Source organism: Phenylobacterium deserti (assembly GCF_003254705.1).
GTDB lineage: Bacteria > Pseudomonadota > Alphaproteobacteria > Caulobacterales > Caulobacteraceae > Phenylobacterium > Phenylobacterium deserti.
In genome coordinates, this window is the sequence record NZ_QFYR01000001.1 from 1873362 (window position 1) to 1896786 (window position 23425).

Consider the following 23425-nt stretch of genomic DNA (forward strand, 5'->3'; position numbering starts at 1 on the left):
CGCCTTGAGCGCCCTGGTTCTTGTTGTTCCCGAAGTCGAGACGTTGCTCGCGGACATACGCGCCGAGCACGATCCGGCCGCCAAGCTCGGCATGCCGCCGCATGTCACAGTGCTCTATCCGTTCGCGTCGCCAAAGCGACTGGGGCCAACCGAACGCATGGCTCTGGCCGAGCTGATCCTGGGCTTTCCAGCCATGGACCTCAGCTTCCAGCGGACGGCGCGGTTTCCTGACGTCCTGTGGCTGGCGCCCGAGCCGGTGGAGCCGGTTCTGGCGCTGGCGGACGGCCTGACAGCGGCGTTCCCCAAGTACCCGCCCTATCGCGGGAAGTTCACAACGGTGATCCCGCACCTGACCGTCGCCCAGGCGCCTGCGCCGGTCCTCGACCAGCTGGAGCCGATCGTGCGGGCTCGCTTCGCAGAGCCTGTGCGCGCTCGGGCCGATGCGGTGGCGCTGTTCACCACGGTCGAGAAGCGCTGGGTCGAGGTTGACCGCTTTCGGCTCGGCTAGAGCCAGGGTGCGGCGCTCTCGCGCGCCAGCATATCGTCGTAGCTCGGGCGTGGGCGCACGACCGCGAATTGGTCGCCCTTCACCAGCACCTCGGGGACGAGCAGCCGGCTGTTGTACTCGCTGGCCATGGTCGAGCCGTAAGCGCCTGCGGTCATGAAAGCCACAAGGTCCCCAGGCTTCAGCGGCTGCAGCGGGCGATCACGGGTGAAGGTGTCGCCGGTCTCACAGACTGGACCCACCACGTCGTAGGGCAGGGGCTCGCCCTCGCGAGGCTTTACCGGCCGAATGTCGTGATAGGCGTCGTACATGGCCGGGCGCAGCAGGTCGTTCATGGCTGCGTCGAGCACCAGGAAGCGACGACCTTCCAGCCGGTGGTGAATGTGCTGAACCTGCGCGAGCAGGATGCCGGCGTTGGCCGCAATCATCCGTCCAGGCTCGAAGGCGAGCTTGGCATCGAGGCCCTTGGTCACCCGGGCGATCATCGCGGCATAGTCGGCCGGTGACGGGGGCTCAGGCTGGTTGAAGTAGGGCACGCCCAGGCCGCCGCCCAGATCTAGGCGCTCCACCCCCAGGCCTTCGGCGCGCAGGCGGTCCACCAGACCACGCATCTTGGCGAAGGCGGCCTCCATGGGCGCGAGGTCGGTGATCTGGCTGCCGATGTGGCAAGCGACCCCGACGGCGCGCAGGCCGGCCATGTTCGACGCCATGGCATAGAGCCGCTCGGCCTCGGCGAAGGAGACGCCGAACTTGTTGTCCGCCTTGCCGGTGGAGATTTTGGCGTGGCCGCCGGCTTCCACGTCCGGGTTGACCCGGATCGCGACGTCTGGGCGCTTGCCCATCTGGCGACCGATGGTGTCCACCAGCGCGAGCTCGGGCTCGGACTCCACGTTCAGTTCCGCCACCCCGACTTCAAGGGCATAGGCGATCTCGCGGGCGGTTTTGCCGACGCCGGAGAAGACGATGCGCTCGCCGGGGATGCCTGCGGCCAGGGCCCGGCGGATTTCGCCTTCCGATACGACGTCGGCGCCGGCGCCGAGGTCGCCCAGCGTGCGCAGCACCGAGACGTTGGAATTGGCCTTCACCGCGAAGGCGATAAGGGGATCGGCGACGCCTGCGCCGGCAAGCGCGTCACGCAGGACGGTGAAGTGCCGCTCGAGCGTAGCGCTCGAATAGACGTAGACGGGCGTGCCCACCGCCTCAGCAATGCGCGAGAGCGGGACGTCCTCGCAAAAGAGTTCGCCGTCCCGCAGATCGAAATGGTTCATTGGGGCTCCGCCGGGGGCGCAGCCGTGCCCGGGGCTGGGGTGATGCTCTCGCCACCGGTGCGACGCGGATCGAGGGTGCGAACCGGGCGGGTGGGGTCCTGCCGCTGGGGCGCAGCGACCCGGCCATTCCCGGGACCGGGGCGTTCCAGGTCGCCCATCTTGCCGCAGGCCGAAAGAGGCAAGGCGGCCAGCGCCACGGCGAATGCGGCGCGCACGAAGCTCGTCATGCCAAGATCTCCTTCCAGCGGCGGACTTGAGCACGAACCTGATCGGGCGCGGTCCCGCCGTAGCTCTTGCGGCTGGCCGCAGAGGCGGCCGGGGTCAGGACGTCATAGATGCCTTGTGTGATGCGTCCGTCCAGCGCCTGCAGCTCGGAAAGCGGCAGGTCCGGAAGCTCGCAGCCCAGTTGCTCGGCCCGCTTCACGGCCGCGCCGGTGACGTGATGGGCGTCGCGGAACGGCAGCCCGAGCTCGCGCACCAACCAGTCGGCCAGATCAGTGGCGGTCGAGAAGCCTGACCCGGCGGCGGCGGCCATGCGCTCGCGGTTCGGCGCTAGGTCTGCGACCATGCCGGTCATGGCGCGCAGAGACAGCTCCAGAGCGTCAAAAGCCTCGAAGGTCGGGACTTTGTCTTCCTGCATGTCCTTGGAATAGGTCAGCGGAAGGCCCTTCATCACAGTCGCCAACTGGGTGAAGGCGCCCATCAGCCGTCCGGCCTTGGCCCGGATCAGCTCGGCCGCGTCCGGGTTCTTCTTCTGCGGCATGATGGACGAGCCGGTGGTGAAGGCGTCCGACAGCTTCACGAAGCCGAATTGCGGCGTCATCCAGATCACGATCTCTTCGGCCAGACGCGACAGGTGGATGGCGCAGATCGATCCCGCCGCCAGGGACTCCAGGGCGAAGTCGCGGTCCGAAACGCTGTCCAGGGAGTTGGCCGTCGGACGGTCGAAGCCCAGCGCCTCGGCGGTCATGTGCCGGTCGATTGGGAAGGGTGAGCCGGCCAGGGCCGCGGCGCCCAACGGGCTTTCGTTCATCCGCTTGCGGGCGTCGGCGAAACGCGAAGCATCTCTGCCGAACATCTCCACATAGGCCAGCATGTGGTGGCCGAAGGTCACCGGCTGGGCTGGCTGCAGGTGTGTGAAGCCCGGCATCAGCGCGTCAGCATGCGCTTCCGCCTGCGCCAGCAATGCACGTTGCAAGCCTTGCAGCAGGCCGACCGTGCGGTCGCAGGCTTCGCGGACCCACATGCGGAAGTCCACGGCCACCTGGTCGTTGCGCGAGCGGGCGGTGTGCAGGCGCCCCGCCGCAGAGCCGATCAGCTCGCGCAGGCGCGCCTCCACGTTCATGTGGATGTCTTCGTATTCGTCGCGGAACGGGAAGGTCCCGGCGGCGATCTCCCGGCCGATGGTTTCCAGTCCGCCTAGGATCGCATCGGCGTCCTCGCTTGAAATGACGCCGGCCTTGCGCAACATCGCGCAATGCGCCCGCGAGCCGGCGAGGTCCTGGAGGGCCAGTCGCTTGTCGAAACCGATGGAGACGTTGATCGCCTGCATCAGCTCGTCGGGCTTGTCGGAGAAGCGTCCGCCCCACATGGCCTGCCCAGCAGGGGTCGGCGTGTGCGGGGCGTCAGGGGAGTCGGCGGTCATATGAGCGATCAATCTTCGGCCAAGCCGCGGCGCGGCCTGCTGGCGTGGGCGTTGTGGGGCGTCGCCGTCTTCGGCGGTGCGGCGGTTCTCTACATCATCGTTCAGGCTTCGACCAAGCCGGCCTCTGAACGGACGGCGCCGGCCGCGCCGCAATCGGCCGCCGCCACGGGCGGCAAGAGCCTCGCCGAGAAGCTCACGCGCCCGGCCGCGCCGACGCCTGGCCCGGACTATGTCTTCTATGACGAGGCCGGCAAGCCGGTGAAGATCGCCGACCTGAAGGGCAAGGTGGTGATCATGAACATCTGGGCGACTTGGTGCGCCCCCTGCAAAGTCGAGATGCCTACGCTAGCCAAGCTGCAGGCGGCCTATGCCGGCAAGCCGGTCGAGGTGGTGACGGTGAGCATCGACAGCGTTGAGGACGCGACCAAGGCGCGTCTGTTCATCGCGCAGAACGATCCGCTGAAGTTCTATCACGACCGGGAAGCGAAGATCCCGTGGGCGCTGCAGCCCGCCGCGCTCGGCGCGCCGACCACGGTCATCTACGGCAAGGACGGTCTCGAGCGCGCCCGGATCGCGGGGGAAGCGGACTGGTCGGGACCCGAGGCTCGCGCGCTGGTGGACGAGGCGCTGGCGGCGAGCTGAGCGCCGCCAGTCCCCAGATCACCTAGATCAGGCCGCCTGGTTGGCGGCGAGCGCCGGCTCGTTCGTCAGGCTGCGCAGCAGGGCGACCAGCGAGGCGCGGGATTCCGGCGCCAGCCGTTCGTAAGCTGAGAGCAACTCCAGAGCGCCCGGTGTGCGCATGCGCGTGAGCACGTCGATGTCGCTGTTGGTCCCGCCTTCCGGCGTGTCGAGCACGTCCATTAGATCCACGACGCGGCATTTCAGGGCGCGGGCGATCTGCACGAGGCGCGAGAAGGAGATCCGGTTTGCGCCGTTCTCGTACTTCTGAATCTGCTGGAAGCTGACGCCGCACTGTTCCGCCAGGGCTTCTTGCGAGAGGCCGATAGTCCGGCGGCGGATGCGCACGGCCGCGCCGAGCGCAATGTCCATCGGGTCGGGCGCCTTGGTGGACGGATCAGGCATCTACTTCCCTCTTAAGCTTCTTCTCGGACAGCGGACCGGCAGCTCAAATCCAGATCCTCGGTGCTCATCAGGTGCGACAAGGCCAGCTCGATGGCCGGGCGCCGCAACCTAAGCTGTAGGCTGAGGGTTGGATGTACATGCGTGGTCACGCCGGAGATGACGCCACCGGTGGAGGAGTCCCCCACCCTGGCGTGCAAGAAAACACGGATGCGGGCTCCGGCCGCGGCCGCGCGGTGGGCGGAGTGGTGCTCGCGCTTGCGCTCTCAGCGAGCTTGGCGTGGTGCGTTGGCCGTGGCGGCGACAGCGCTCTGGACCCGCGGACCATGACGCCGGCTTCACCTGCCGCCATACCCTCCGTTCAGACCCGTCCTGCGGCGCATGCCGAGCCGAGCGAAGCGCAGGTCGCCAAGGCTTACGAGGATGCAAGGGAGGTTTACGCTCAAGGCGGGGCGGAGGCCCTCACCCGATTTTCGCAAGGCTGCCTGGAGTCGCTCCAGGACGACGCACGGGTGCTCGACTATTGCCTGGCCTTCGGACTGTTTGCGGACGCGATCCGCGGGCGAGCGCCGGACGAGGCGGAGCAGGCTCGTCGGCTGGCGGCGGCTGGAGCCGCTCTGCCGGACGACGCCAACCCGGCTGCGCGGCTGGACGCGGTGCGCCGCCTCACTCGGAACGCTGGCGGCGCGGCTTCCCCAACCCCGTCGCAGGTCACCGCGCGCGCGGCTGCCGAGGCCGCCCCGTCAGCGCGAAAGGATAAAGCCGCTGAGACGCGGAAAGCCTCGTCTCGGGCGGCGGCCGCCGCTAACGCCAAGGCGAACGCCACCCGCTGCCGGCTGATGTCGACGCCCGCCGAGCGGGTGCTCTGCGCGGACGCATCGCTGCGGGCTGCCGACCGACGGATGCGAGCGGCTTACAACCGGGCGATCTCCTCCGGTTCCGGGGCGGAACGACGCCAGCTGGTTCGTGATCAGGCCGCTTGGCGGGTCGAGCTGCATGCGGCGGCGCCAAATCGGCGCAAGGTCGCCGCGCTTTACGAAAGCCGGATCCGCGAGCTCCGGGCTGCGTCACGTCGATAGCGAGTTAAGCTTCTGGTCACCGAAGCAGGGCGGAACTGCCGAACTCTGTGATCCAGTGATTCGGGATGATGCGAGTCAGTCGTTCAAAGCCTTCCTTCGACCACGGCGCCGCGTTGCGTGTGCCGCCTCAGCACGACTCAAAGAGCTGGCGAATGCTCTGGATGTGGCTGGGGGATGACGCACGCGCCGTGGCGGAAGCCTCGGCTGTGCAGGTGCGTACCCCGGAAGGGCCCGTGGTGGCGCACTGCGGCGATTGGATCGTGCTCTCCCATTCGGGAAGCTTCCATGTGGCTCATGCCGCGCGGGCCTGCGACGCCTGAGGCGTCGAGCTCTCAAGCTCAAGAAGCCAAGAGGCGACGGCGAGCGGGCGCGGCCCGCGTGCGACAACGCGCTGTGCCGCAACCCTTAAGAAAACCGACGTTCGCGGGGCCGGCGGTCGCCAAGCGTAACCAATTGTCAATGCAAAGCTGCTGTAGGTACCCGGTGCGAGTAGCACGTGTACGGGGCGTATCTCTTCTTACCGGACCCTGACCGACAGAACGTCGGCCAGTTCTCGACCAGGATGGTTCTTCCATGGCGACGATCTCGAACCTGACGGCTGCCCAGATCAGCACGCTGTCCATCACGTCCATCCAGTCCCTCTCGCGGACGGAAATGGGCGAGCTGAACGCGACGCAGGTCGCTGCGATCACCACGACGGGGATCGGGGCGCTGACCGCCACTCAGGTGTCCGGCATCACAGCGGCGGCCGCCAAAGGCCTGACCGCAACCCAGATCCCGGTCTTCCAGGCCGGCGTCGTGTTCGACACCAACCAGCTGATGGCGCTCAGCGGCTCCCAGGTCGGAGCCCTGACGACGACGCAGCTGGACGCCCTGGACACCACCCACATCCGCGCCCTCTCCGCCGCGCAGATTGGCGGCCTCAGCGCGACCAACTTCGCGAGCCTTGAAGGCACCCAAGTCGCCGCGCTGAGCAGCGCCGCGATCAAGGGCCTGTCGACCACCGTCCTTTCCGGCCTGTCGACCGCCGATTTCGGCGAGATCACCGCGACGCAGGTCGCATCCATGTCGGCGGCCCAGCTCGGCGCTCTGTCGACCACCAACATCAAGAGCCTGGACGCAACGGCCGTCAGCGGCCTGTCGGCGGCTCAGATCAAGGGCCTGACCACCACCCAGCTGGCGGCCTTCACCACCACCGACATGGGCGAGCTTTCGTCCACCCAGGTCGGCGCTCTCTCGACAGCCCAACTGGCTGCGATCTCCGACACCAACCTGTCGGCGCTGAACGCGACCCAGATGTCGGGCCTCACGGCCGCACAGGTGAAGAGCCTGTCGACCACCACGTTGCAGGCGCTGAACACCACGGACATCGGCGAGCTGAGCGCGGCGCAGATCGGCGCCCTCAGCAACGCCCAGCTGGCGACGTTCAGCTCGACCGAGATGTCGGGCCTCAGCACCACCCAGCTCTCGGGCCTGACGGCCGCCCAGCTCGGCTCGCTGAACACCACTAACCTGACGGCCCTCTCCAGCACGCAACTGGGCAGCCTGAAGTCAGCGCAGCTCGTCGGCCTGACGACCACCCAGGTGGGCGGCCTGTCGACCACCGATTTCGGCAAGTTCACGACCACCCAGGTGGCCGGCCTCAGCGCCGCCCAAATGGGGGCCCTGAGCACCACCAACCTGTCGAGCCTGACCTCCACCCAGATGTCGGGCCTGACGGCGGCTCAGGTGAAGGGCCTGACCACCACCCAGCTGTCGACGATGTCCACCACGGACTTCGCCGAGTTCGGAGTGACCCAGCTGCAGGCGCTTTCGGCCGCCCAGCTCGGCGCCATCTCCACCACCAACCTGTCGGCTCTCGACAGGACGGAGATGCAGGCCCTGTCCGCAGCCCAGGTGAAGGGCCTGACGACCACGCAGATCTCCAGCCTGTCGGTCACCGACATCGGCGAGATGAACGCGAGCCAGCTCGGCGCCCTCTCGACGGCCCAGTTTGGGGCGGTGTCCACCACCGCGCTTTCGGCGCTGGACGCCACCCAGATGAGCGGCCTGACAGCGGCGCAGGTGAAGAGCCTGTCGACCACGACCCTGCAGGCGCTGACCGCCACCGACATCGGTGAGCTGAACGCTGCGCAACTCGGCGCGCTGTCGAACGCACAACTTGGTGTTCTGAGCTCCACCGCCCTGTCGGGTCTGAGCACGACCCAACTTAGCGGCCTGACCGCCGCGCAGCTCGGCTCGCTGAGCAGCACCAATTTGTCCGCTCTGAGCACCACGCAGATCCAGGGGCTCAAGACGGCCCAGATCGCCGGCCTGACGACGACCCAGCTCAGCGGCATGTCGACCACCGACTTCGGCAAGCTGTCGTCTACCCAGCTGTCCGGCCTGAGCGCGGCGCAACTCGGCTCGCTCAGCACGACCAACCTTTCCGGTCTGAGCGCCACTCAGATTTCCGGTCTCAGCGCGGCCCAGGTGAAGGGGCTGACCACCACTCAGCTGTCGACGATGTCCACGACGGACTTCGCCGAGTTCGGAGTGACCCAGCTGCAGGCCCTGTCGGCCGCCCAACTGGCCTCAATTTCCACCACCAACCTGTCGGCCCTCGACGCCACGGAAATGCGCTCGCTTACCGCGGCGCAGGTGAAGGGCCTGACGACCACGCAGATCGGCGCCCTGTCGACCACGGACCTGGGCGAGATGAGCGCGGCCCAGCTCGGCGCGCTTTCCACGGCTCAATTCGGCGCGATCAACACGACCAACTTGTCGGCGCTGAACGCCACCCAGATGTCGGGTCTGACGGCCGCGCAGGTGAAGAGCCTGTCGACCACGACCCTGCAGGCGCTGACCGCCACTGACATCGGTGAGCTGAGCGCGGCGCAACTTGGCGCGCTGACCAACACTCAGCTGGCGACCCTGTCGTCCACGGCCATCTCGGGCCTGTCCACCACGCAGCTCTCCGGCCTGACCGCGGCGCAGATCGGCTCGCTCAGCGCGACCAACCTGTCGGCCCTGTCCAGCACGCAGCTCGGCAGCCTGAAGGCGGCGCAGCTGGTCGGCCTGACCGCGACGCAGGTCGGCGGCATGTCCACGACGGACTTCGCCAAGCTCTCCGCCACGGCGATCGGCGGCCTGACGGCCGCGCAGGTCGGCGCGCTGTCGACCACCAACCTGGCCAGCCTGACCTCCACCCAGATGTCGGCGATGAGCGCCGCTCAGGTGAAGGGTCTGACGACTACCCAACTGTCGACGATGTCCACGACGGACTTCGCCGAGTTCGGGGTGACCCAGCTGCAGGCCCTGTCGGCCGCCCAGCTGGCGTCGATCTCCACCACCAACCTGTCGGCTCTCGACGGCACTGAGATGCGCTCGCTTACCGCGGCGCAGGTAAAGGGCCTGACGACCACCCAGATCGGCGCCCTGTCGGCCACGGATGTGGGCGAGATGAGCGCGGCTCAACTGGGGGCTCTGTCCAACGCTCAGCTTGGCGCGATCAACACCACCAACCTGTCGGCGCTGACCTCCACCCAGATGTCGGGTCTGACGGCCGCGCAGGTGAAGAGCCTGTCGACCACGACCCTGCAGGCGCTGACTGCCACCGACATTGGCGAACTGAGCGCTGCGCAGATCGGCGGCCTGAGCAACGCTCAACTGGGCGTCCTGAGCTCCACGGCGCTGTCCGGCCTGAGCACTACACAGCTCTCCGGCCTGACCGCGGCGCAGATCGGCTCGCTCAGCGCGACCAACCTGTCGGCCCTGAGCACCACACAGGTGCAGAGCCTCAAGGCGGCTCAGGTGGCTGGCCTGACGGCGACGCAGGTGGGCGGTCTGTCGACCACCGATTTCGGCAAGCTGTCGAGCACCCAGGTGGGCGCCCTGACGGCGGCCCAGGTCGGCGCGCTGTCGACCACCAACTTGTCGAGCCTGACCTCCACCCAGGTGTCGGCGATGAGCGCCGCCCAGGTGAAGGGTCTGACGACCACTCAGCTGTCGACGATGTCCACCACGGACTTCGCCGAGTTTGGGGTGACCCAGCTGCAGGCCCTGTCGGCCGCCCAACTGGCGTCGATCTCCACCACCAACCTGTCGGCTCTCGACGGCACTGAGATGCGCTCGCTTACCGCGGCGCAGGTAAAGGGCCTGACGACCACCCAGATCGGCGCCCTGTCGACCACGGATGTGGGCGAGATGAGCGCGGCTCAACTGGGGGCTCTGTCTAACGCTCAGCTCGGCGCGATCAACACCACCAACCTGTCGGCGCTGACCTCCACCCAGATGTCGGGTCTGACGGCCGCGCAGGTGAAGAGCCTGTCGACCACGACCCTGCAGGCGCTGACCGCCACCGACATTGGCGAACTGAGCGCCGCGCAGATCGGCGGCCTGAGCAACGATCAACTGGGCGTCCTGAGCTCCACGGCGCTGTCCGGCCTGAGCACCACACAGCTCTCCGGCTTGACCGCGGCGCAGATCGGCTCGCTCAGCTCGACCAAGCTGTCGGCCCTGAGCACCACACAGGTGCAGAGCCTCGGGGCGGCTCAAGTGGCCGGCCTGACGGCGACGCAGGTGGGCGGTCTTTCGACCACCGACTTCGGCAAGCTGTCGAGCACCCAGGTGGGGGCCCTGAGCGCCGCGCAGGTCGGCGCGCTGTCGACCACCAACCTGTCGAGCCTGACCGCCACCCAGGTGTCCGCGATGAGCGCGGCCCAGGTGAAGGGTCTGACGACTACCCAACTGTCGACGATGTCCACCACCGACTTCGCCGAGTTCGGGGTGACCCAGCTGCAGGCCCTGTCGGCCGCACAGCTTGGCGCTGTCTCGAGCACCAGCCTGTCGGCTCTGGACGGCACTGAGATGCGGTCGCTGAGCGCGGCCCAGGTGAAGGGCCTGACGACCACCCAGATCGGGGCGCTGACCACCACGGACATGGGTGAACTGTCCGCGGCTCAGATCGGCGCGCTCTCGAACTCCCAACTGGGCGCGCTGTCTACGACCAACCTGTCGGCCCTGAACGCCACGCAGATGGAGGGGCTGAGCGCGGCTCAGATCAAGGGCCTGAGCACGACCACACTCGCGGCCCTGACCCCGACGGACATTGGAGAACTCTCCGCCGTCCACATCGGCGCTCTGAGCAACGCCCAGCTGGGCACCTTCAGCTCCACTGCGATCGGCGGCCTGAGCACCACTCAGTTGTCCGGCCTGACCGCGGCGCAGATCGGCTCGCTTAGCGCGACCAACCTGTCGGCCCTCAGCACCACTCAGGTGCAGAGCCTCAAGGCGGCGCAGGTGGCCGGCCTGACCACCACCCAGGTGTCTGGCCTGTCGACCACCGAGTTCGGCAAGCTTGGCTCTACCCAGCTGCAGGGGCTTACCGCCGCTCAGATCGGCGCCCTGTCGACCACCAACGTCACGGGCCTGAACACCACGCAGATGCAAAGCCTCTCGGCGGTGCAGCTGAAGGGCCTGACGGGCACCCAGGTGGCGGCTCTGTCCAGCACCGACGTCGGCGAGCTGACGGCGACCCAGTTCAAGGCCCTGACGGCCAACCAGGTGGGCTCGCTTAGCACGACGGTGGTCAGCGGCCTGACGTCGACGATGATCGGTCAGCTCTTCGCCGCGACCCAGATCGCGGGCCTGACGGAGACGCAGATCGACAACATCTCCGCCACCCAGCTCGGCGGCCTAGCGGCCACCCAGATGAGCGGCTTCACCGCCGCCCAGGTGCAGACGATGACCAACGCGCAGATCGCGGTGTACCTCGGCGCGAGCTGATCCGAGACCTAGCGGACGCGCCGGAGCCTTCGGGCTTCGGCGCGGCCTGCCGCCGCACGGCCACGCTGGTGGTTGGCGCTGAAGAATCCGCCATGCGATCCTTGACGGGCCGAATCACGCCTTGAGATCCGCATGTCCGAGAACGCCTTCCTCGCCGCCCTCCAACGGGTGACGGACCGGACCTTGTCGCTGCCGGACCTGATCAATGCGGCCGGCGCCCTGACCGAGGCCGGCCAGCCCAGCCTGGCGCAGCAGCTCTACAAGATCTGGATCGGCTTCAATCCCGACCATCCGCAGGTCTATGTGGCCTGGTTCAACATGTCGGCGCTTTGCGGTCAGTTGGGCGACGTGGCCGCGGCCATCGAGGCGCTGAACAAGGCCATCGAGCAGAATCCCGAGTTCGTCCCGGCCTACATCAACCTGGGCGGCATGCTCGAGAAGACCGGCGCGCTGCCCAAGGGCATCGAGGTCTGGAAGAGCGTTCTGGCTCGCCTCGCTCCCGTCAACGGACAGGCGGTCGGCTACAAGCTGGCCACCCTGCGCCAGCTGGCGCGGGTGCTGGGGGAGGCGCAGGGACTGGAGGCGGCGGAGGTCGCCCTTACAGAAGCGCTGACGCTCAATCCTGGCGATCGCGAGGTGATGGAGCAGTTCGTCGCCATGCGGCTGGCTCAGTGCAAATGGCCAGTGGCGACGCCTTGGGAAGGGGTCGAGCGCAAGGAAATCGTGGCCGGCGCGCACCCGCTCTCTCTTTGCGCCTATTCGGATGACCCGCTGCTGCAGCTCGCCGGAGGGGCGCGCTATGTCGAGCGGGCGATCGATGAGCGCTCGGGGCCGGACGGCAGCGACCGTCGCAACGCGATCGTGGCTCCGGGCGGTCGGCGTCTTCGCGTCGGCTACGTCTCGTCCGATCTGCGGGACCACGCCATCGGCTACCTGATGGCCGAGATGTTCGAGCTGCACGATCGCGACCAGGTCGAGGTGTTCGCCTACTACTGCGGGCGCGACAGCACTGAGGCCCTGCACGAGCGCATCAAGGCCGCGGTGGAGCACTGGCGCGACTTCAAGGGCCTGAGCGACGACGAAGCCGCTCTGATGGTCGCCCGCGACGAGATCGACATCCTGGTGGACGTCAACGGTCACACCCGCGACGCACGGACCGGCGTCTTTGCGCGCCGTCCCGCTCCGATCCAGGTGAACTGGCTCGGCTATCCCGGCACCATGGGCAGCCCCTACCATCACTACGTGATCGGCGATCCCTGGGTGATCCCCGCCGGCAGCGAGCTCTATTTCTCCGAGCACGTGGTTCGGCTGCCCTGTTACCAGCCGAACGACCGCAAGCGAGTCGTAGCGCCGCACCGCCCCAGCCGGACGGAAGCAGGCCTGCCGGAACAGGGGACCGTCTTCTGCTGCTTCAACGGCCCGCAGAAGATCACCCGTTTTGTGTTCGAGCGCTGGGCGCAGATCCTGCACGCGGTGGAGGGCAGCGTGCTGTGGCTGCTGGAGGGCACGGGGGAAAGCAACGCCCGCCTCAGAGCCTACGCCAAGCTGGTGGGGCTTGATCCGGCGCGGATCGTGTTTGCGCCCAAGGCGCCGAACCCTGCGCACCTGGCCCGCTATCCACTTGCCGACGTCTTCCTCGATACCGCGCCCTACGGCGCCCACACCACGGCCTCGGACTCGCTGTGGATGGGGGTGCCGGTGGTCACCTTGTCGGGCCGCTGCTTCGCCTCGCGTGTGTGCGGCAGCCTCACGCGGTCGGCCGGCCTGCCGGAGCTCGTCTGCGAGACGGCCGAGGACTATGTGCGGCTGGCGATTGAGCTTGGCCGCGATCCCGCGCGCGTCGCCGAGTTGAAGGCGCGGCTGGAGGCGGGGCGTGCAACCTGCGACCTCTTCAACATGGAGCAACTGGTGGAGAGCCTCGAAGGCCTCTACGCCCATATGGCCGGCGACTATATGGCGGGCCGCCTGCCGCATCCTGACCTGCGCAACCTTGCGACCTACCTCGCCGTGGGCGCCGAGCTCGACCACGAGGCGCAGGAGATGACGGCGGTGGTCGACTATCACGGGCTCTATCGCGAGAAGCTGACGGCACGGCATCGCGTGCGGTCGCTGAGCGCCGACAGCCGCCTGTGGTCGGAAGCTGACGCCGGGCAGGAGCTGGGTGGGCCGCCGCTCGCGGAGCCCGCGCGGCGCAAGCGTGCCGCGAGTTAAGCGCAGCGAGCCGTGCTCGCCGCCTCAGGGTTTCGTTAACGGCTGGTTCTTAAACAGGGTTAACCCTGCCGCAGCCGGTTGAGTCATGAAGCCCGTTCTCCTCATCCAGCCCAGGTTCGGCGGCGACATCTTCTTCTGCATGAAGATCGCGGCTGTCTGCGCCGCGCAGGGCCATCGGGTGATCTTCCCGGTGGAGGACCAGTTCGGCTGGATCCCGCAGAACCTGAACATCCCGGCAGGTGTCGAGATGCCGCTGCTCAGCGAGTCTTTCGACTACAAGCCGCTTTACGAAGGTGTTCGAGCTCAGGCGGAGGCGGCGTCCATGCAGGGCGACTGGCGCTTCCATTTCCAGCCTCTGGAAAACGAGCACTGCATGTTCCTCGCGCTCGATTCCAGCTGGAGGAAGAGCCCGCGCGACACAATGATCCTGAAGTACCTGATCGCCGGGATCGAATATGCGGACTGGGCCGACTCCGTCAGCCTCAAGCGCAACCCCGAGCGCGAAGCAGCGCTGCTGGCGCACCTGGGGATCGATGAAGGTCGCGACTTCATCCTGATCAACGAGAACTGCCGAACCCGGCAGATCCACGTGGAGGACCGCGGCGACACGATCCGAATGGGCGTGGTGCCGGGCTTCACCATGTTTGACTGGGCCGGCGTCGCCGAGCGGGCGCGGGAGATCATCACCGTCGACACCGCCTTTGTGCTGATGCTCGAGGTGCTGAAGGTGAAGTGCCCGCTGCAGATGATCTCGCGCTACGAGCCGCCGGATTTCCAGCCAATCGCGCCGCTTCTGCGCCTGAACTGGCATCTCGCCCTGACTGTCGAGGACCTGCGCCCATGAATGCGGTCGAAACCGGCATCCTGGCGCTGGGGCAGCAGCTGAAGGCGCAGGGACGTGTCGACGACGCTCAAATCCTGTTCGACCATCTGGCGAGCCTGAGGCCGCAAGACCCGCAGGCGGCCGTCTGGCGGAGCGGCGGGGCGGAGCCCACGCTGGCCGCTTTGCAGCGCCTTGCCGCCCAGCGCGCCAGCGGACTGAAGGCGATCTCGCCCGCCGAGGTGGAGGCCCACGCCAACGCCGGCGTCACTCTCTTCAACCAGCACATGGCAAGCGGCGCGACGGAAACGGCCGAAGCGTATGCCGCCGCTCTGGCCGAGGTGCTGCCCAATGCGGTCCAGATGCTGGACGCGGCGATGGGCTGCAACCGCACGCTCGGCCGCTTCGAGAAGGCGGTGACCTACGCTCAGAAGATCCTGGCGATCGAGCCGGATCACTTCAACGCCCACCAGCTGATGGCGGACGTCTGCAAGGCGCTGGGCGAAGCCGATGGCGAAATCGGACACCGCCTCGGGATGGCGCTGTCGAGCAGCAACCCCAGCCACGCGCTGCTGAAGCTGCGCGACATCCATGACGTCGCGAGCGCCATCCTCTGCCGTCCCCTGACGGAGCGCAGCGAGCTGCAGCTGTCCGCGCTGTTGAACGCGGCGGCCCGCCTGGACGTGCAGGCCGAGCCAGGCACGGAATGGCAGGGCTGGGAGAAGCATTATCGCCTGCTGCTGCAGGGCGTTGACATGACCGCTGTGCGCGGTCCCACGCCTCCGGCGGCCTCCGACGACGATGTTGAGTATGCCGATGCTCGTGGGCTGCAGCTGGGGCTCGTTCACCTAAGAAAGATGGCCGAAGCCGCCGGCGCCGAAGCCGTGTTCTTCGCAGCCGCCGACGAAGCCTATGTGGAGCTCTACGCCCGCTGGTACGCCCTGTCGGTTCTGAAGCACAGCGATGTGCCCTGCGTGGTGGTGATCCACGTCATTGGCGGGGCGGGGCGCCTAGCCGAAATCGCGGCGAAGGTGGGGATCGATGATCCGCGCCTGATGTTTGCAGCCGATCGGTTCGACGCCGCCTGGGTCGCCACACGCTGCTACGACGCGCCGCCGAAAGGCCTCATCGACAAGCCGGTGGCGCACTACCAGAGCGTCCGGTTCCAGCGGCTGGGCTCGTTGCTGGCGGCGCTGCAACGTCCTGTGTTCGTGTCGGACATTGACCTTCTGCTGCAGCGTGGCGTCGCGGATCTCCTGGCCCGCTGCGCGAGCGATGATGTGGTGTTCAACGAAAACGCCATCAGCCATGCCGCCGGGTCGCGACTGACCGCCAATCTCGTGCTGGTGCGCCCGACCGAAAGCGCACAGGCCATGCTGCGCTGGCTGCGGGCGTACCTCGACCGTGCGTTGGCGGGCGCGGAGGTGACGCGCTGGATCGACCAGCTGGCGCTGATCCTGGCCCGCCATCACCTGGCCTTCCGCCAGCCGCAGGCGCAGCTCGGCTACTTCGACACGAGCTCGGACATCAACAACGTGATGTACCCGAGCTACCAGGAGCACCCGTTCCGGTTCCTTTCGCTCTACCACGGCTTCGACACCTCGAGCCTGGAAGGCGATCCGCGGGTGCTGGGGGACGCGGAGACGTCGGCGCCGAAGAAGGCCCGCACCCGCAAGGCCAAGTGAGAACGGCTTCATGAAGCGCATCCTCGTCACCGGCGGCGCCGGCTTCATCGGTTCGCACCTGTGCGAGCGGCTGCTGGACCAGGGGCACGAAGTGCTCTGCGTCGACAACTTCTACACAGGCGCGCGGCGCAACGTGGCGCACCTGCTGGCCAACTCGAACTTCGAGCTGATGCGGCACGACGTGACGTTCCCGCTCTTCGTCGAGGTGGACGAGATTTACAATCTCGCCTGCCCAGCGTCGCCCATCCACTACCAGTACGATCCGGTGCAGACGACCAAGACGTCGGTGCACGGGGCCATCAACATGCTGGGCCTGGCCAAGCGTCGACGGGCCAAGATCTTCCAGGCGTCCACCAGTGAGGTCTACGGCGACCCCACTGTGCACCCACAGCCCGAAGAGTACTGGGGCAACGTCAATCCGATCGGCTTTCGCTCCTGCTACGACGAGGGCAAGCGCTGCGCCGAGACCCTGTTCTTCGACTACCACCGCCAGCACAAGGTGCGGATCAAGGTCGCCCGGATCTTCAACACTTACGGTCCGCGCATGCACCCGAACGACGGGCGCGTGGTGTCGAACTTCATCGTCCAGGCCCTGAAAGGCGAGCCGATCACTCTGTATGGCGACGGCCTGCAGACCCGCTCGTTCTGTTTCGTGGACGACTTGGTGGAAGGCTTCCTGCGCCTGATGGACACCGGCGACGAGGTCACGGGTCCGATCAACCTGGGCAACCCCGGAGAGTTCACCATGCGGGAACTCGCCGAAAAGGTCGTCGAGCTGACCGGAACGGGTTCGGACATCGAGCACCGCCCCTTGCCGCAGGACGATCCGAAGCAGCGCCAGCCGAACATCGACAAGGCGCGCGAGGTTCTCGGCTGGCAGCCGACGATCCAGCTCGAAGAAGGTCTTCGCAAGACCATCGCCTATTTCGACGGGCTTCTGTCGGGGCCTGCCGCCGCCTGAGGCGCTCTAGTCCGTGAACACCACGGTCTTGCGGCCGTTCAGCAGCACGCGGTCTTCCAGCGTCCATCGCACGGCTCTCGCCAGCACCCGTCGCTCGATATCGCGGCCCTTGCGGACCAGGTCGCGCGGCGCGTCGCGGTGGCTGATGCGCTCCACGTCCTGCTCGATGATCGGGCCTTCGTCGAGATCGGCGGTGACGAAGTGCGCCGTCGCTCCAATCAGCTTCACCCCGCGGGCGTGAGCCTGGTGGTAGGGCTTCGCGCCCTTGAAGCCGGGCAGGAACGAGTGGTGGATGTTGATGCACCGGCCGGCCAGCTTGGCGGACAGGTCATCGGACAGCACCTGCATGTAGCGCGCCAGGATCACGAGGTCGGTGCGTGTATCCTGGATCAGCTTCCATAGCTGAGCCTCCTGCTGCGCCTTGGTTTCCGGTGTCACCGGAAGGTGGCGGAAGGCGATGCCTTTGAGGTCAGTGTGCGGGTAGGTGCTTTCCGGGTGGTTGGAGACCACGGCGGTGATGTCCATGGGCAACTCGCCCTGCCGCCAGCGCCAGATCAGGTCCGACAGGCAGTGATCAGTCTGAGACGCGAGGATCATCACCCGGCGGCGGTCGTTCGGATCCCGCAGGGTCCAGTCCATGGCCAGGCTCTCGGCCAACTCGCCGATCGCCGCGCGCAGATCCTCGACGGCGCCCTCGCCCGGCGCGAACACCACGCGCATGAAGAAGCGGCCGGTCTCCTGATCGTCGAACTGCTGCGCGTCGAGGATGTTGGCCCCGCGCTCAAACAGCAGCGCGGAGACACGCGCGACGATGCCGGTCCGGTCCGGGCAGGAAAGCGTCAGGATCATGGGCCGGCAATTCCGTAGCGACTGACAGGGTAGCGCCCCGCCGCAGCGAAGCCGTCCGGCTTTAGCGGTCCGGGCGGGCGCGATCAATTCGGCGCACGTGCAGGTTTTCTGCGCGCCCTTCGAAGTCCCTTGGCCAGAGGCGCAAATCCGTTGAGCCAAGCGGCGCTTCAAGCGTTGGGCGACTCCGGAGGAGAGCTGCGTGACCGACGACAACAAGCGCATCGACGGGCCGGGCCGTCAGATCCAAGGTGATGGACAGGCCAGCGGCTTGCCGGCCGAAGGCCAGGTGGACGTCGGCGCCTTGGAGCCTCTGGAGCGCAGCGGCCAGCACCACTGGAAAGAGGCGACCATCACGGATCCGGACCTCGGCTCGAGAAGCAACGTCTTCTTCGCCGCGGTCGAGATGACCCGGATGCCGATGATCCTCACGGATCCGAACCAGCCGGACGACCCGATCGTCTTCGCCAACGGCGCCTTCCTGGACCTGACTGGCTACAGCGAGGCAGAGGTGCTGGGCCGCAACTGTCGCTTCCTGCAAGGCGCGCAGACGGATCCCGAAACCGTCGCCGAGCTCCGCGACGGCATCAGGGAGCACCGGGCGGTTTCGGTGGAGATCCTGAACTACAAGCGTGACGGCACGCCGTTCTGGAACGCCGTATTCGTCGGCCCGGTGTACGGCGACAAGGGAGAGTTGCTTTACTTCTTCGCCAGCCAACTGGACGTGACTCGCCGGCGAAATTCCGAACAGAACTTCCGGCAAGCGCAGAAGATGGAGGCCATCGGCCAGCTCACCGCTGGCCTAGCGCATGACTTCAACAACCTGCTGCAGGTGGTCAGCGGAAATCTGGAGATGCTGCGGGGACGGGTGAACGACACTCGCGCCGAGCGATATCTCGACAACGCCGCCGCCGCGGCTGATCGGGGCGCGCGGCTTACCCGTCAGCTGCTGGCCTTCGCGCGCAAGACCCGCCTCGATCCGCAAACCATTGACCTGTCGGTGCTGGTGAACGGCATCGAGGAGATGATCGAGACCACGCTTGGCGGGAAGATCGATCTGCACTTCTCGCTGCGCCGGCGGCTGCCGAAGGCGGTGGCGGATCCGACTCACCTGGAGATGGCGCTGCTGAACGTGCTGATCAACGCACGTGACGCCATGCCGGATGGGGGGCTTGTCACCATTTCCACCGGCTCGCTGGCCACTGATCCCGCTGCGCGCGGCCTGCCCCCTGGCGAGTATGTGGTGCTTTGCGTGGAGGACGACGGCCAGGGTATGCCGCCTCATGTGCTGGAGCGCGCCGCCGAGCCCTTCTTCACCACCAAGAGCGCAGGCAAGGGCACGGGCCTGGGCCTAGCCATGGTCAGCGGCTTCGTTCAGCAATCCAAGGGCAAGCTGGAGATCGAGAGCGAGCTCGGGCGCGGCACCATCGTGCGGATGATCTTCCCGGTGGGGCAAAGCGAGGCTTTAGCGCCTGAACCTAGGTTCGTTCCGCAGGCGGCGCGGGTCTCGTCCGAAAGCGCCGCGCATATCTTGGTGGTGGAGGACACGCCGGAGGTTCTGGAGCTGGCGCTGGAGATCCTCAGCGGCCTTGGCTACCGGGTCTCGACAGCGACCAACGGCGAGGACGGCCTGAAGGTGTTCCAACGCATGATGAATGAGGCCCCGGTGGACCTGCTGTTCACGGATCTGGTGATGCCTGGCGGCATCAACGGCATCGTCCTGGCCGAGGAGGTCCTGAAACTTGCGCCCGAGACTGCCGTCCTGCTCACCACCGGCTACAATGAGGAACTGACGGTTAACGGACCGCCGCGGCCGGGCCTGGACGTCATCGGGAAGCCGTATCGCCGTACCGAGCTTGGCGATCGGGTGCGTCAGGCGCTGGGCCGGCGCAGCACCGCCCCGGACGAGCGCAGCCCGTCCGAGATCGGTCCGGCGGAAGCCTAGGAGCTCAGCCCTCCCAGGCGCCGTTCACAAGTCGACGCAGACCAAGCGGGTTCTCCGGCTTCAAGGCTTCGGGCAGCAAGGCGGCGGGCAGATCCTGGTAGCTCACCGGCCGAAGGAAGCGGCGGATGGCCAGGGTGCCGACCGAGGTGAAGCGGCTGTCGGACGTCGCGGGGTAGGGGCCGCCGTGAACCATCGCGTGGCTGACTTCCACGCCGGTCGGCCAGCCGTTCACCAGGATGCGGCCAGCTTTGCGCTCCAGAACCCGGACCAGCTTGCGGGCGTCCTCGTGGTCGGCGTCGCTCATATGCAGGGTGGCGGTGAGCTGGCCTTCCAGTTCTTCCGTCACCTTCATCAGTTCCTCGACGTCTCGGCAGCGGATGATCACCGACGATGCGCCGAAGTTCTCTTCCGAGAGCGTCTTGTCGGCGAGGAACACCTCGGCGCTAACGGAAAATACGGCGGCTTGGCCGAGGTGCGGGCCGTTCGGCTCGAGACCGCGGCCGACCTCCTGAATTCCCGGCACGGCGGCCAGGCGCTCCAGTCCCTTCACATAGGCTTGGTGGATACCCGGGGTGAGCATGACGGCGGGCGAGGCCTGGCCGACCGCTTCGCCGGCAGCTTGCACGAAGCGGTCCAGGTCGGGGCTTTCCAGCGCAACCACGAGGCCGGGGTTCGTGCAGAACTGGCCAGCGCCCATGGTTAGCGAGCCCACGAAGGCTCGGCCCAGGTCCTCAGCCTTCTCAGCCAGCGCGCCTCGCATCAGGTAGACGGGATTGATGCTGCTCATCTCGGCGAAGACCGGGATCGGCTCAGGACGGGCAGCCGCCAGCTTCACGAGCGCCAACCCGCCGCCGCGCGATCCGGTGAACCCGACCGACTTGATGTGGGGATGGGTGACCAGAGCGCCACCGAGTTCATGGCTGTGGCCGGTGACGAGGCTGAAAACACCTTCGGGTAGTCCGGCCTTGGCCACGGCGGCCTGAATCGCACGGCCGACCATCTCACTGGTTCCGGGGTGTGCCGGGTGGCCTTTGACGACCACGGGGCAGCCAGCCGCCAGGGCCGAGGCGGTGTCGCCGCCGGCCACCGAGAAGGCCAGCGGGAAGTTGCTGGCGCCGAACACGGCGACGGGACCGACGGCGATCTGGCGCAGACGCAGGTCCGAACGGGGCAGGGGCGTGCGTTCGGGCATAGCTGGATCAATACGGGCGTCGAGCCAGTCACCCTGGCGAACCACCTGAGCGAACAGGCGCAGCTGGCCCACGGTGCGGCCGCGTTCGCCTTCCAGGCGGGGGCGCGGCAGGCCCGTTTCGGACATCGCGCGCTCGATCAGTTCGTCGCCGATCGCCAGGATTTCTTCAGCAATGCTCTCAAGGAAGGCTGCGCGCTGTTCCGGGCTTGTGTCGCGATAGGTGTCGAAGGCGGCCCAGGCGAGTTCGGCGGCGCGGGCGGCGTGCTCGGCGGTTGCGGACGTGAAAGCCGGCTCCAGCTTCTGCCCGGTCGCGGGGTTCACCGCCTGGAAGGTCTCGGCTCCGCGTTCGCGCGATTGGCCGATGAAGACTTCACCCGTAAGCGCCATGGGACCTTCTACTCCTTGTTCGATTTTGCCGCCGAGGCGCGGCCTACGCCGCTGTGACGCTCGTCGCAAGCGCTCGCTCAGCGAGGGCCTTCATGTAGTCATCCACGACCGGATGGGAAGCCTCGATCCAGGCGAGGCGCCTCTCTCGTCAAGGTTGTGTAGCGCGACTTCATTTTCCTGGAAGGTGGTAAACCCAAGTTAGCCGAGGTCCTGCGCGTTCGTGATCAAATGGGTGGGTGTCGTTCCTTTCTCTTTGTGAGACAGCCTCATGAGCCTGGACCTAAGCGAGTATCGCTCGTTCGCCCCGAAGCGTCCGAACAGCGGCGTGGCCGCGATGCCTTTCGCCCGTCGGCTGAACCGCTTCGGCCTCATCGCCCCGACCGTCCTCTCGGCGCTGCGCCAAGCTGCTGAACGGCCGGATTGGCGGGAAGTGGGTGAGCCGCTGGTGGCGGGCGTTTCCGGCGGCGCGCGAGTGATCCTGTCGGGCTGGGCTGGCGAGGAGCTGCAACTGCCCGACGGAGGGCGTCAGATCTGCCGGATCCTTATACCGGGCGATGTGGTCGGGCTTCCGCGCTCCCGAGCGCGCGCCGCCTGCGCCATCACCGCACTGACCCCGGTCAGCCTTGCCGACGGCTCGGAGGTTTTTGGGGCTGGCTACGAGCAGGATCCGACCTTGCGCGCTGCGGCAGCTGCCTTCCAGGAGGAAGCCGAGGCCGCCCTGCTGAACCACCTGCTGCGGCTGGGAAGGCTCAACGCGCTGCAGCGGACGGCGCACCTGTTCCTGGAGCTCCACGAACGACTGGCGGCGGCCGGGCTGACCCAGGGCGCGCGCTGTCCCATGCCGTTGACGCAGGAAGTGCTGGCCGACGTGTTGGGTCTATCGGTGGTGCATGTGAACCGCACGCTCCAGACTCTGAAGCGCGAGCGCCTGGTGTCCACCCGTCGCGGCAGTCTCGAGATGCTCCGGCTGGACGCGCTTGGAGAACTTGCATGCCTGCGGATCGGGCGGGACGGCGCCAGCGCGCCTCGCACCTTCGGGCAAGAAGCCCATGAGGTTGGATCCCAGCTGATAGCCTGAGCTGCGCCGCAGCTCACGGCAGCAGCGTGGCCGCTCTGCATGCGGGCGCTCCGTGGGGCGCCTGCGAATCCAGAGCCGTCGTGAAAACAGCACCTTATTGGGCGGATGTTAGTGCCGCTGCGCGCCGGACGCTCATCCTCGGCGCAAACCGGGCGGCGGACGATCGCCTGGGCGACGGATCTGGGTGAGATGACGCAATCGGCAGTGGAGCGCGCCAGCGCCTTGGAGCGAGCGATCGTTGGGCTGCGGCGCTCCGGCGGCCTTGAGGCGGCGGCGGCGGAGGCGCTTCGCGCAATCAGCGGACCGATCGAGCGCTATCCCGCCGCCAGGGCTGTGAGCCCGGTCGCCGGCGAGCCCCGCACCAAGTGGATGCTCAGCGGTTGGGCCTGCGAGATGCGTGTGCTGCCCGATGGACGCCGGCAGATCTACTCGTTCGCCTTGCCGGGGGACGTGGTTCTGTCCCGCCCGGTGAACGTCAGTGGACCGTGCTCGCTGGTCGCGCTCACGCCCATCGAATGCGTTGACGTGGCGCACCTGCTGTCACGGGCGCGGAAGCCGGATCGCGACGAAATCTCGAAGGCCATGAACCGAGCGCTGCACGAGATGCAGGAGCGCCGCTACGAAGCCATCGTCCGACTAGGGCGCCGTTCGGCGGTGCAACGGGTGGCGGATCTATTGCTCGAACTTCACGACAGACTGAGCGACGTCGGATTGGTGTCGGACGACGGCTTCCGTCTGCCGCTGACCCAGGAGCATTTTGCGGACGCGCTCGGCCTCAGCGTCGTCCATGTGAATCGCAGCCTTCGGACTTTGAGGCTGAACAAGCTGGTGAACTTCCGTTTCGGCCGGGCGAGCGGCTTCGACAGGGCGGGATTGATCACCTTCAGCCAGTCGTCGTTGGAATCCCTGCCGCGGACCGCCTTTGCGGGCGGCGACCCGGCGGCCGCTTAGCTGTGG

Annotated in this window: 18 protein-coding genes; 12 read left to right on the plus strand and 6 right to left on the minus strand. The window is 67.3% G+C overall.

Translation table 11 applies throughout. The features are described from left to right. Positions 1–4: 4 nt before the first annotated feature. Positions 5–508 (plus strand): 2'-5' RNA ligase family protein, encoded by a 504-nt coding sequence (locus tag DJ018_RS09470; protein ID WP_165842843.1) that lies wholly within the window; start codon positions 5–7, stop codon positions 506–508. Here the strand turns inward: DJ018_RS09470 and lysA are convergent. The 3 genes from lysA to argH are packed head-to-tail and all read right to left on the minus strand — an operon-like array spanning position 505 to position 3418. Further along, complete coding sequence (gene lysA / locus DJ018_RS09475) at positions 505–1773, minus strand: diaminopimelate decarboxylase (protein ID WP_111514565.1); 1269 nt, start codon at positions 1771–1773, stop codon at positions 505–507. The two genes, DJ018_RS09470 and lysA, sit on opposite strands and share 4 nt — an antisense overlap. Further along, positions 1770–2000, minus strand: a complete 231-nt coding sequence (gene lptM, locus DJ018_RS09480; protein ID WP_111514566.1) for an LPS translocon maturation chaperone LptM — start codon at positions 1998–2000, stop codon at positions 1770–1772. The genes lysA and lptM overlap by 4 nt, the downstream gene beginning before the upstream one ends. Next, entirely contained in the window at positions 1997–3418 is a 1422-nt protein-coding gene (argH, locus tag DJ018_RS09485; protein ID WP_111514567.1) for an argininosuccinate lyase, read from the minus strand. Before argH ends, lptM begins: the two co-directional genes overlap by 4 nt. Here argH and DJ018_RS09490 point away from each other — a divergent pair, their 5' ends adjacent. After that, positions 3419–4060, plus strand: coding sequence for a TlpA family protein disulfide reductase (locus DJ018_RS09490; protein WP_111514568.1), 642 nt, complete (start codon positions 3419–3421; stop codon positions 4058–4060). It abuts the gene before it with no gap. Positions 4061–4087: 27 nt separating this feature from the next. On the opposite strand, the gene DJ018_RS09495 is transcribed toward DJ018_RS09490, so the two are convergent. Further along, a complete protein-coding gene (locus DJ018_RS09495) occupies positions 4088–4501 on the minus strand; it encodes a helix-turn-helix domain-containing protein (RefSeq protein ID WP_111514569.1) in 414 nt (137 codons plus the stop codon). Positions 4502–4692: 191 nt separating this feature from the next. On the opposite strand from DJ018_RS09495, the gene DJ018_RS09505 reads away from it, so the two are divergent. From DJ018_RS09505 to DJ018_RS09530, 7 genes are all read left to right on the plus strand, one after another. Further along, entirely contained in the window at positions 4693–5577 is an 885-nt protein-coding gene (locus DJ018_RS09505) for a lysozyme inhibitor LprI family protein (RefSeq protein ID WP_111514571.1), read from the plus strand. Between the two features lie 152 nt (positions 5578–5729). Then, a complete protein-coding gene (locus DJ018_RS19155; protein ID WP_165842844.1) occupies positions 5730–5897 on the plus strand; it encodes a hypothetical protein in 168 nt (55 codons plus the stop codon). A gap of 253 nt (positions 5898–6150) precedes the next feature. Next, positions 6151–11343, plus strand: coding sequence for a beta strand repeat-containing protein (locus DJ018_RS09510; RefSeq protein WP_111514572.1), 5193 nt, complete (start codon positions 6151–6153; stop codon positions 11341–11343). A gap of 132 nt (positions 11344–11475) precedes the next feature. Beyond that, positions 11476–13554, plus strand: coding sequence for an O-linked N-acetylglucosamine transferase, SPINDLY family protein (locus DJ018_RS09515; RefSeq protein WP_111514573.1), 2079 nt, complete (start codon positions 11476–11478; stop codon positions 13552–13554). Positions 13555–13639: 85 nt separating this feature from the next. Continuing rightward, positions 13640–14398 carry a hypothetical protein gene (locus tag DJ018_RS09520; RefSeq protein WP_111514574.1) on the plus strand — a complete coding sequence of 253 codons (759 nt, stop codon included), beginning with the start codon at positions 13640–13642 and terminating at the stop codon, positions 14396–14398. Then, entirely contained in the window at positions 14395–16059 is a 1665-nt protein-coding gene (locus DJ018_RS09525) for a tetratricopeptide repeat protein (RefSeq protein WP_111514575.1), read from the plus strand. The genes DJ018_RS09520 and DJ018_RS09525 overlap by 4 nt, the downstream gene beginning before the upstream one ends. Before the next feature lie 10 nt (positions 16060–16069). Then, a complete protein-coding gene (locus DJ018_RS09530) occupies positions 16070–17020 on the plus strand; it encodes a UDP-glucuronic acid decarboxylase family protein (RefSeq protein ID WP_111514576.1) in 951 nt (316 codons plus the stop codon). A 6-nt stretch (positions 17021–17026) separates the two neighbouring features. On the opposite strand, the gene purU is transcribed toward DJ018_RS09530, so the two are convergent. Then, positions 17027–17869 carry a formyltetrahydrofolate deformylase gene (gene purU / locus DJ018_RS09535; RefSeq protein WP_111514577.1) on the minus strand — a complete coding sequence of 281 codons (843 nt, stop codon included), beginning with the start codon at positions 17867–17869 and terminating at the stop codon, positions 17027–17029. A gap of 199 nt (positions 17870–18068) precedes the next feature. Between purU and DJ018_RS09540 the strand changes: the two genes are divergently transcribed. Beyond that, positions 18069–19811, plus strand: coding sequence for a histidine kinase famiy protein (locus tag DJ018_RS09540; RefSeq protein ID WP_205853731.1), 1743 nt, complete (start codon positions 18069–18071; stop codon positions 19809–19811). A gap of 4 nt (positions 19812–19815) precedes the next feature. On the opposite strand, the gene DJ018_RS09545 is transcribed toward DJ018_RS09540, so the two are convergent. Continuing rightward, positions 19816–21390 carry an aldehyde dehydrogenase (NADP(+)) gene (locus tag DJ018_RS09545; RefSeq protein ID WP_111514578.1) on the minus strand — a complete coding sequence of 525 codons (1575 nt, stop codon included), beginning with the start codon at positions 21388–21390 and terminating at the stop codon, positions 19816–19818. Positions 21391–21658: 268 nt separating this feature from the next. Here DJ018_RS09545 and DJ018_RS09550 point away from each other — a divergent pair, with 268 nt between their 5' ends. Both DJ018_RS09550 and DJ018_RS09555 read left to right on the plus strand, forming a co-directional pair. Continuing rightward, positions 21659–22468 (plus strand): Crp/Fnr family transcriptional regulator, encoded by an 810-nt coding sequence (locus DJ018_RS09550; protein ID WP_111514579.1) that lies wholly within the window; start codon positions 21659–21661, stop codon positions 22466–22468. A gap of 189 nt (positions 22469–22657) precedes the next feature. After that, positions 22658–23419, plus strand: coding sequence for a Crp/Fnr family transcriptional regulator (locus tag DJ018_RS09555; RefSeq protein WP_165842845.1), 762 nt, complete (start codon positions 22658–22660; stop codon positions 23417–23419). Positions 23420–23425 lie beyond the last annotated feature (6 nt).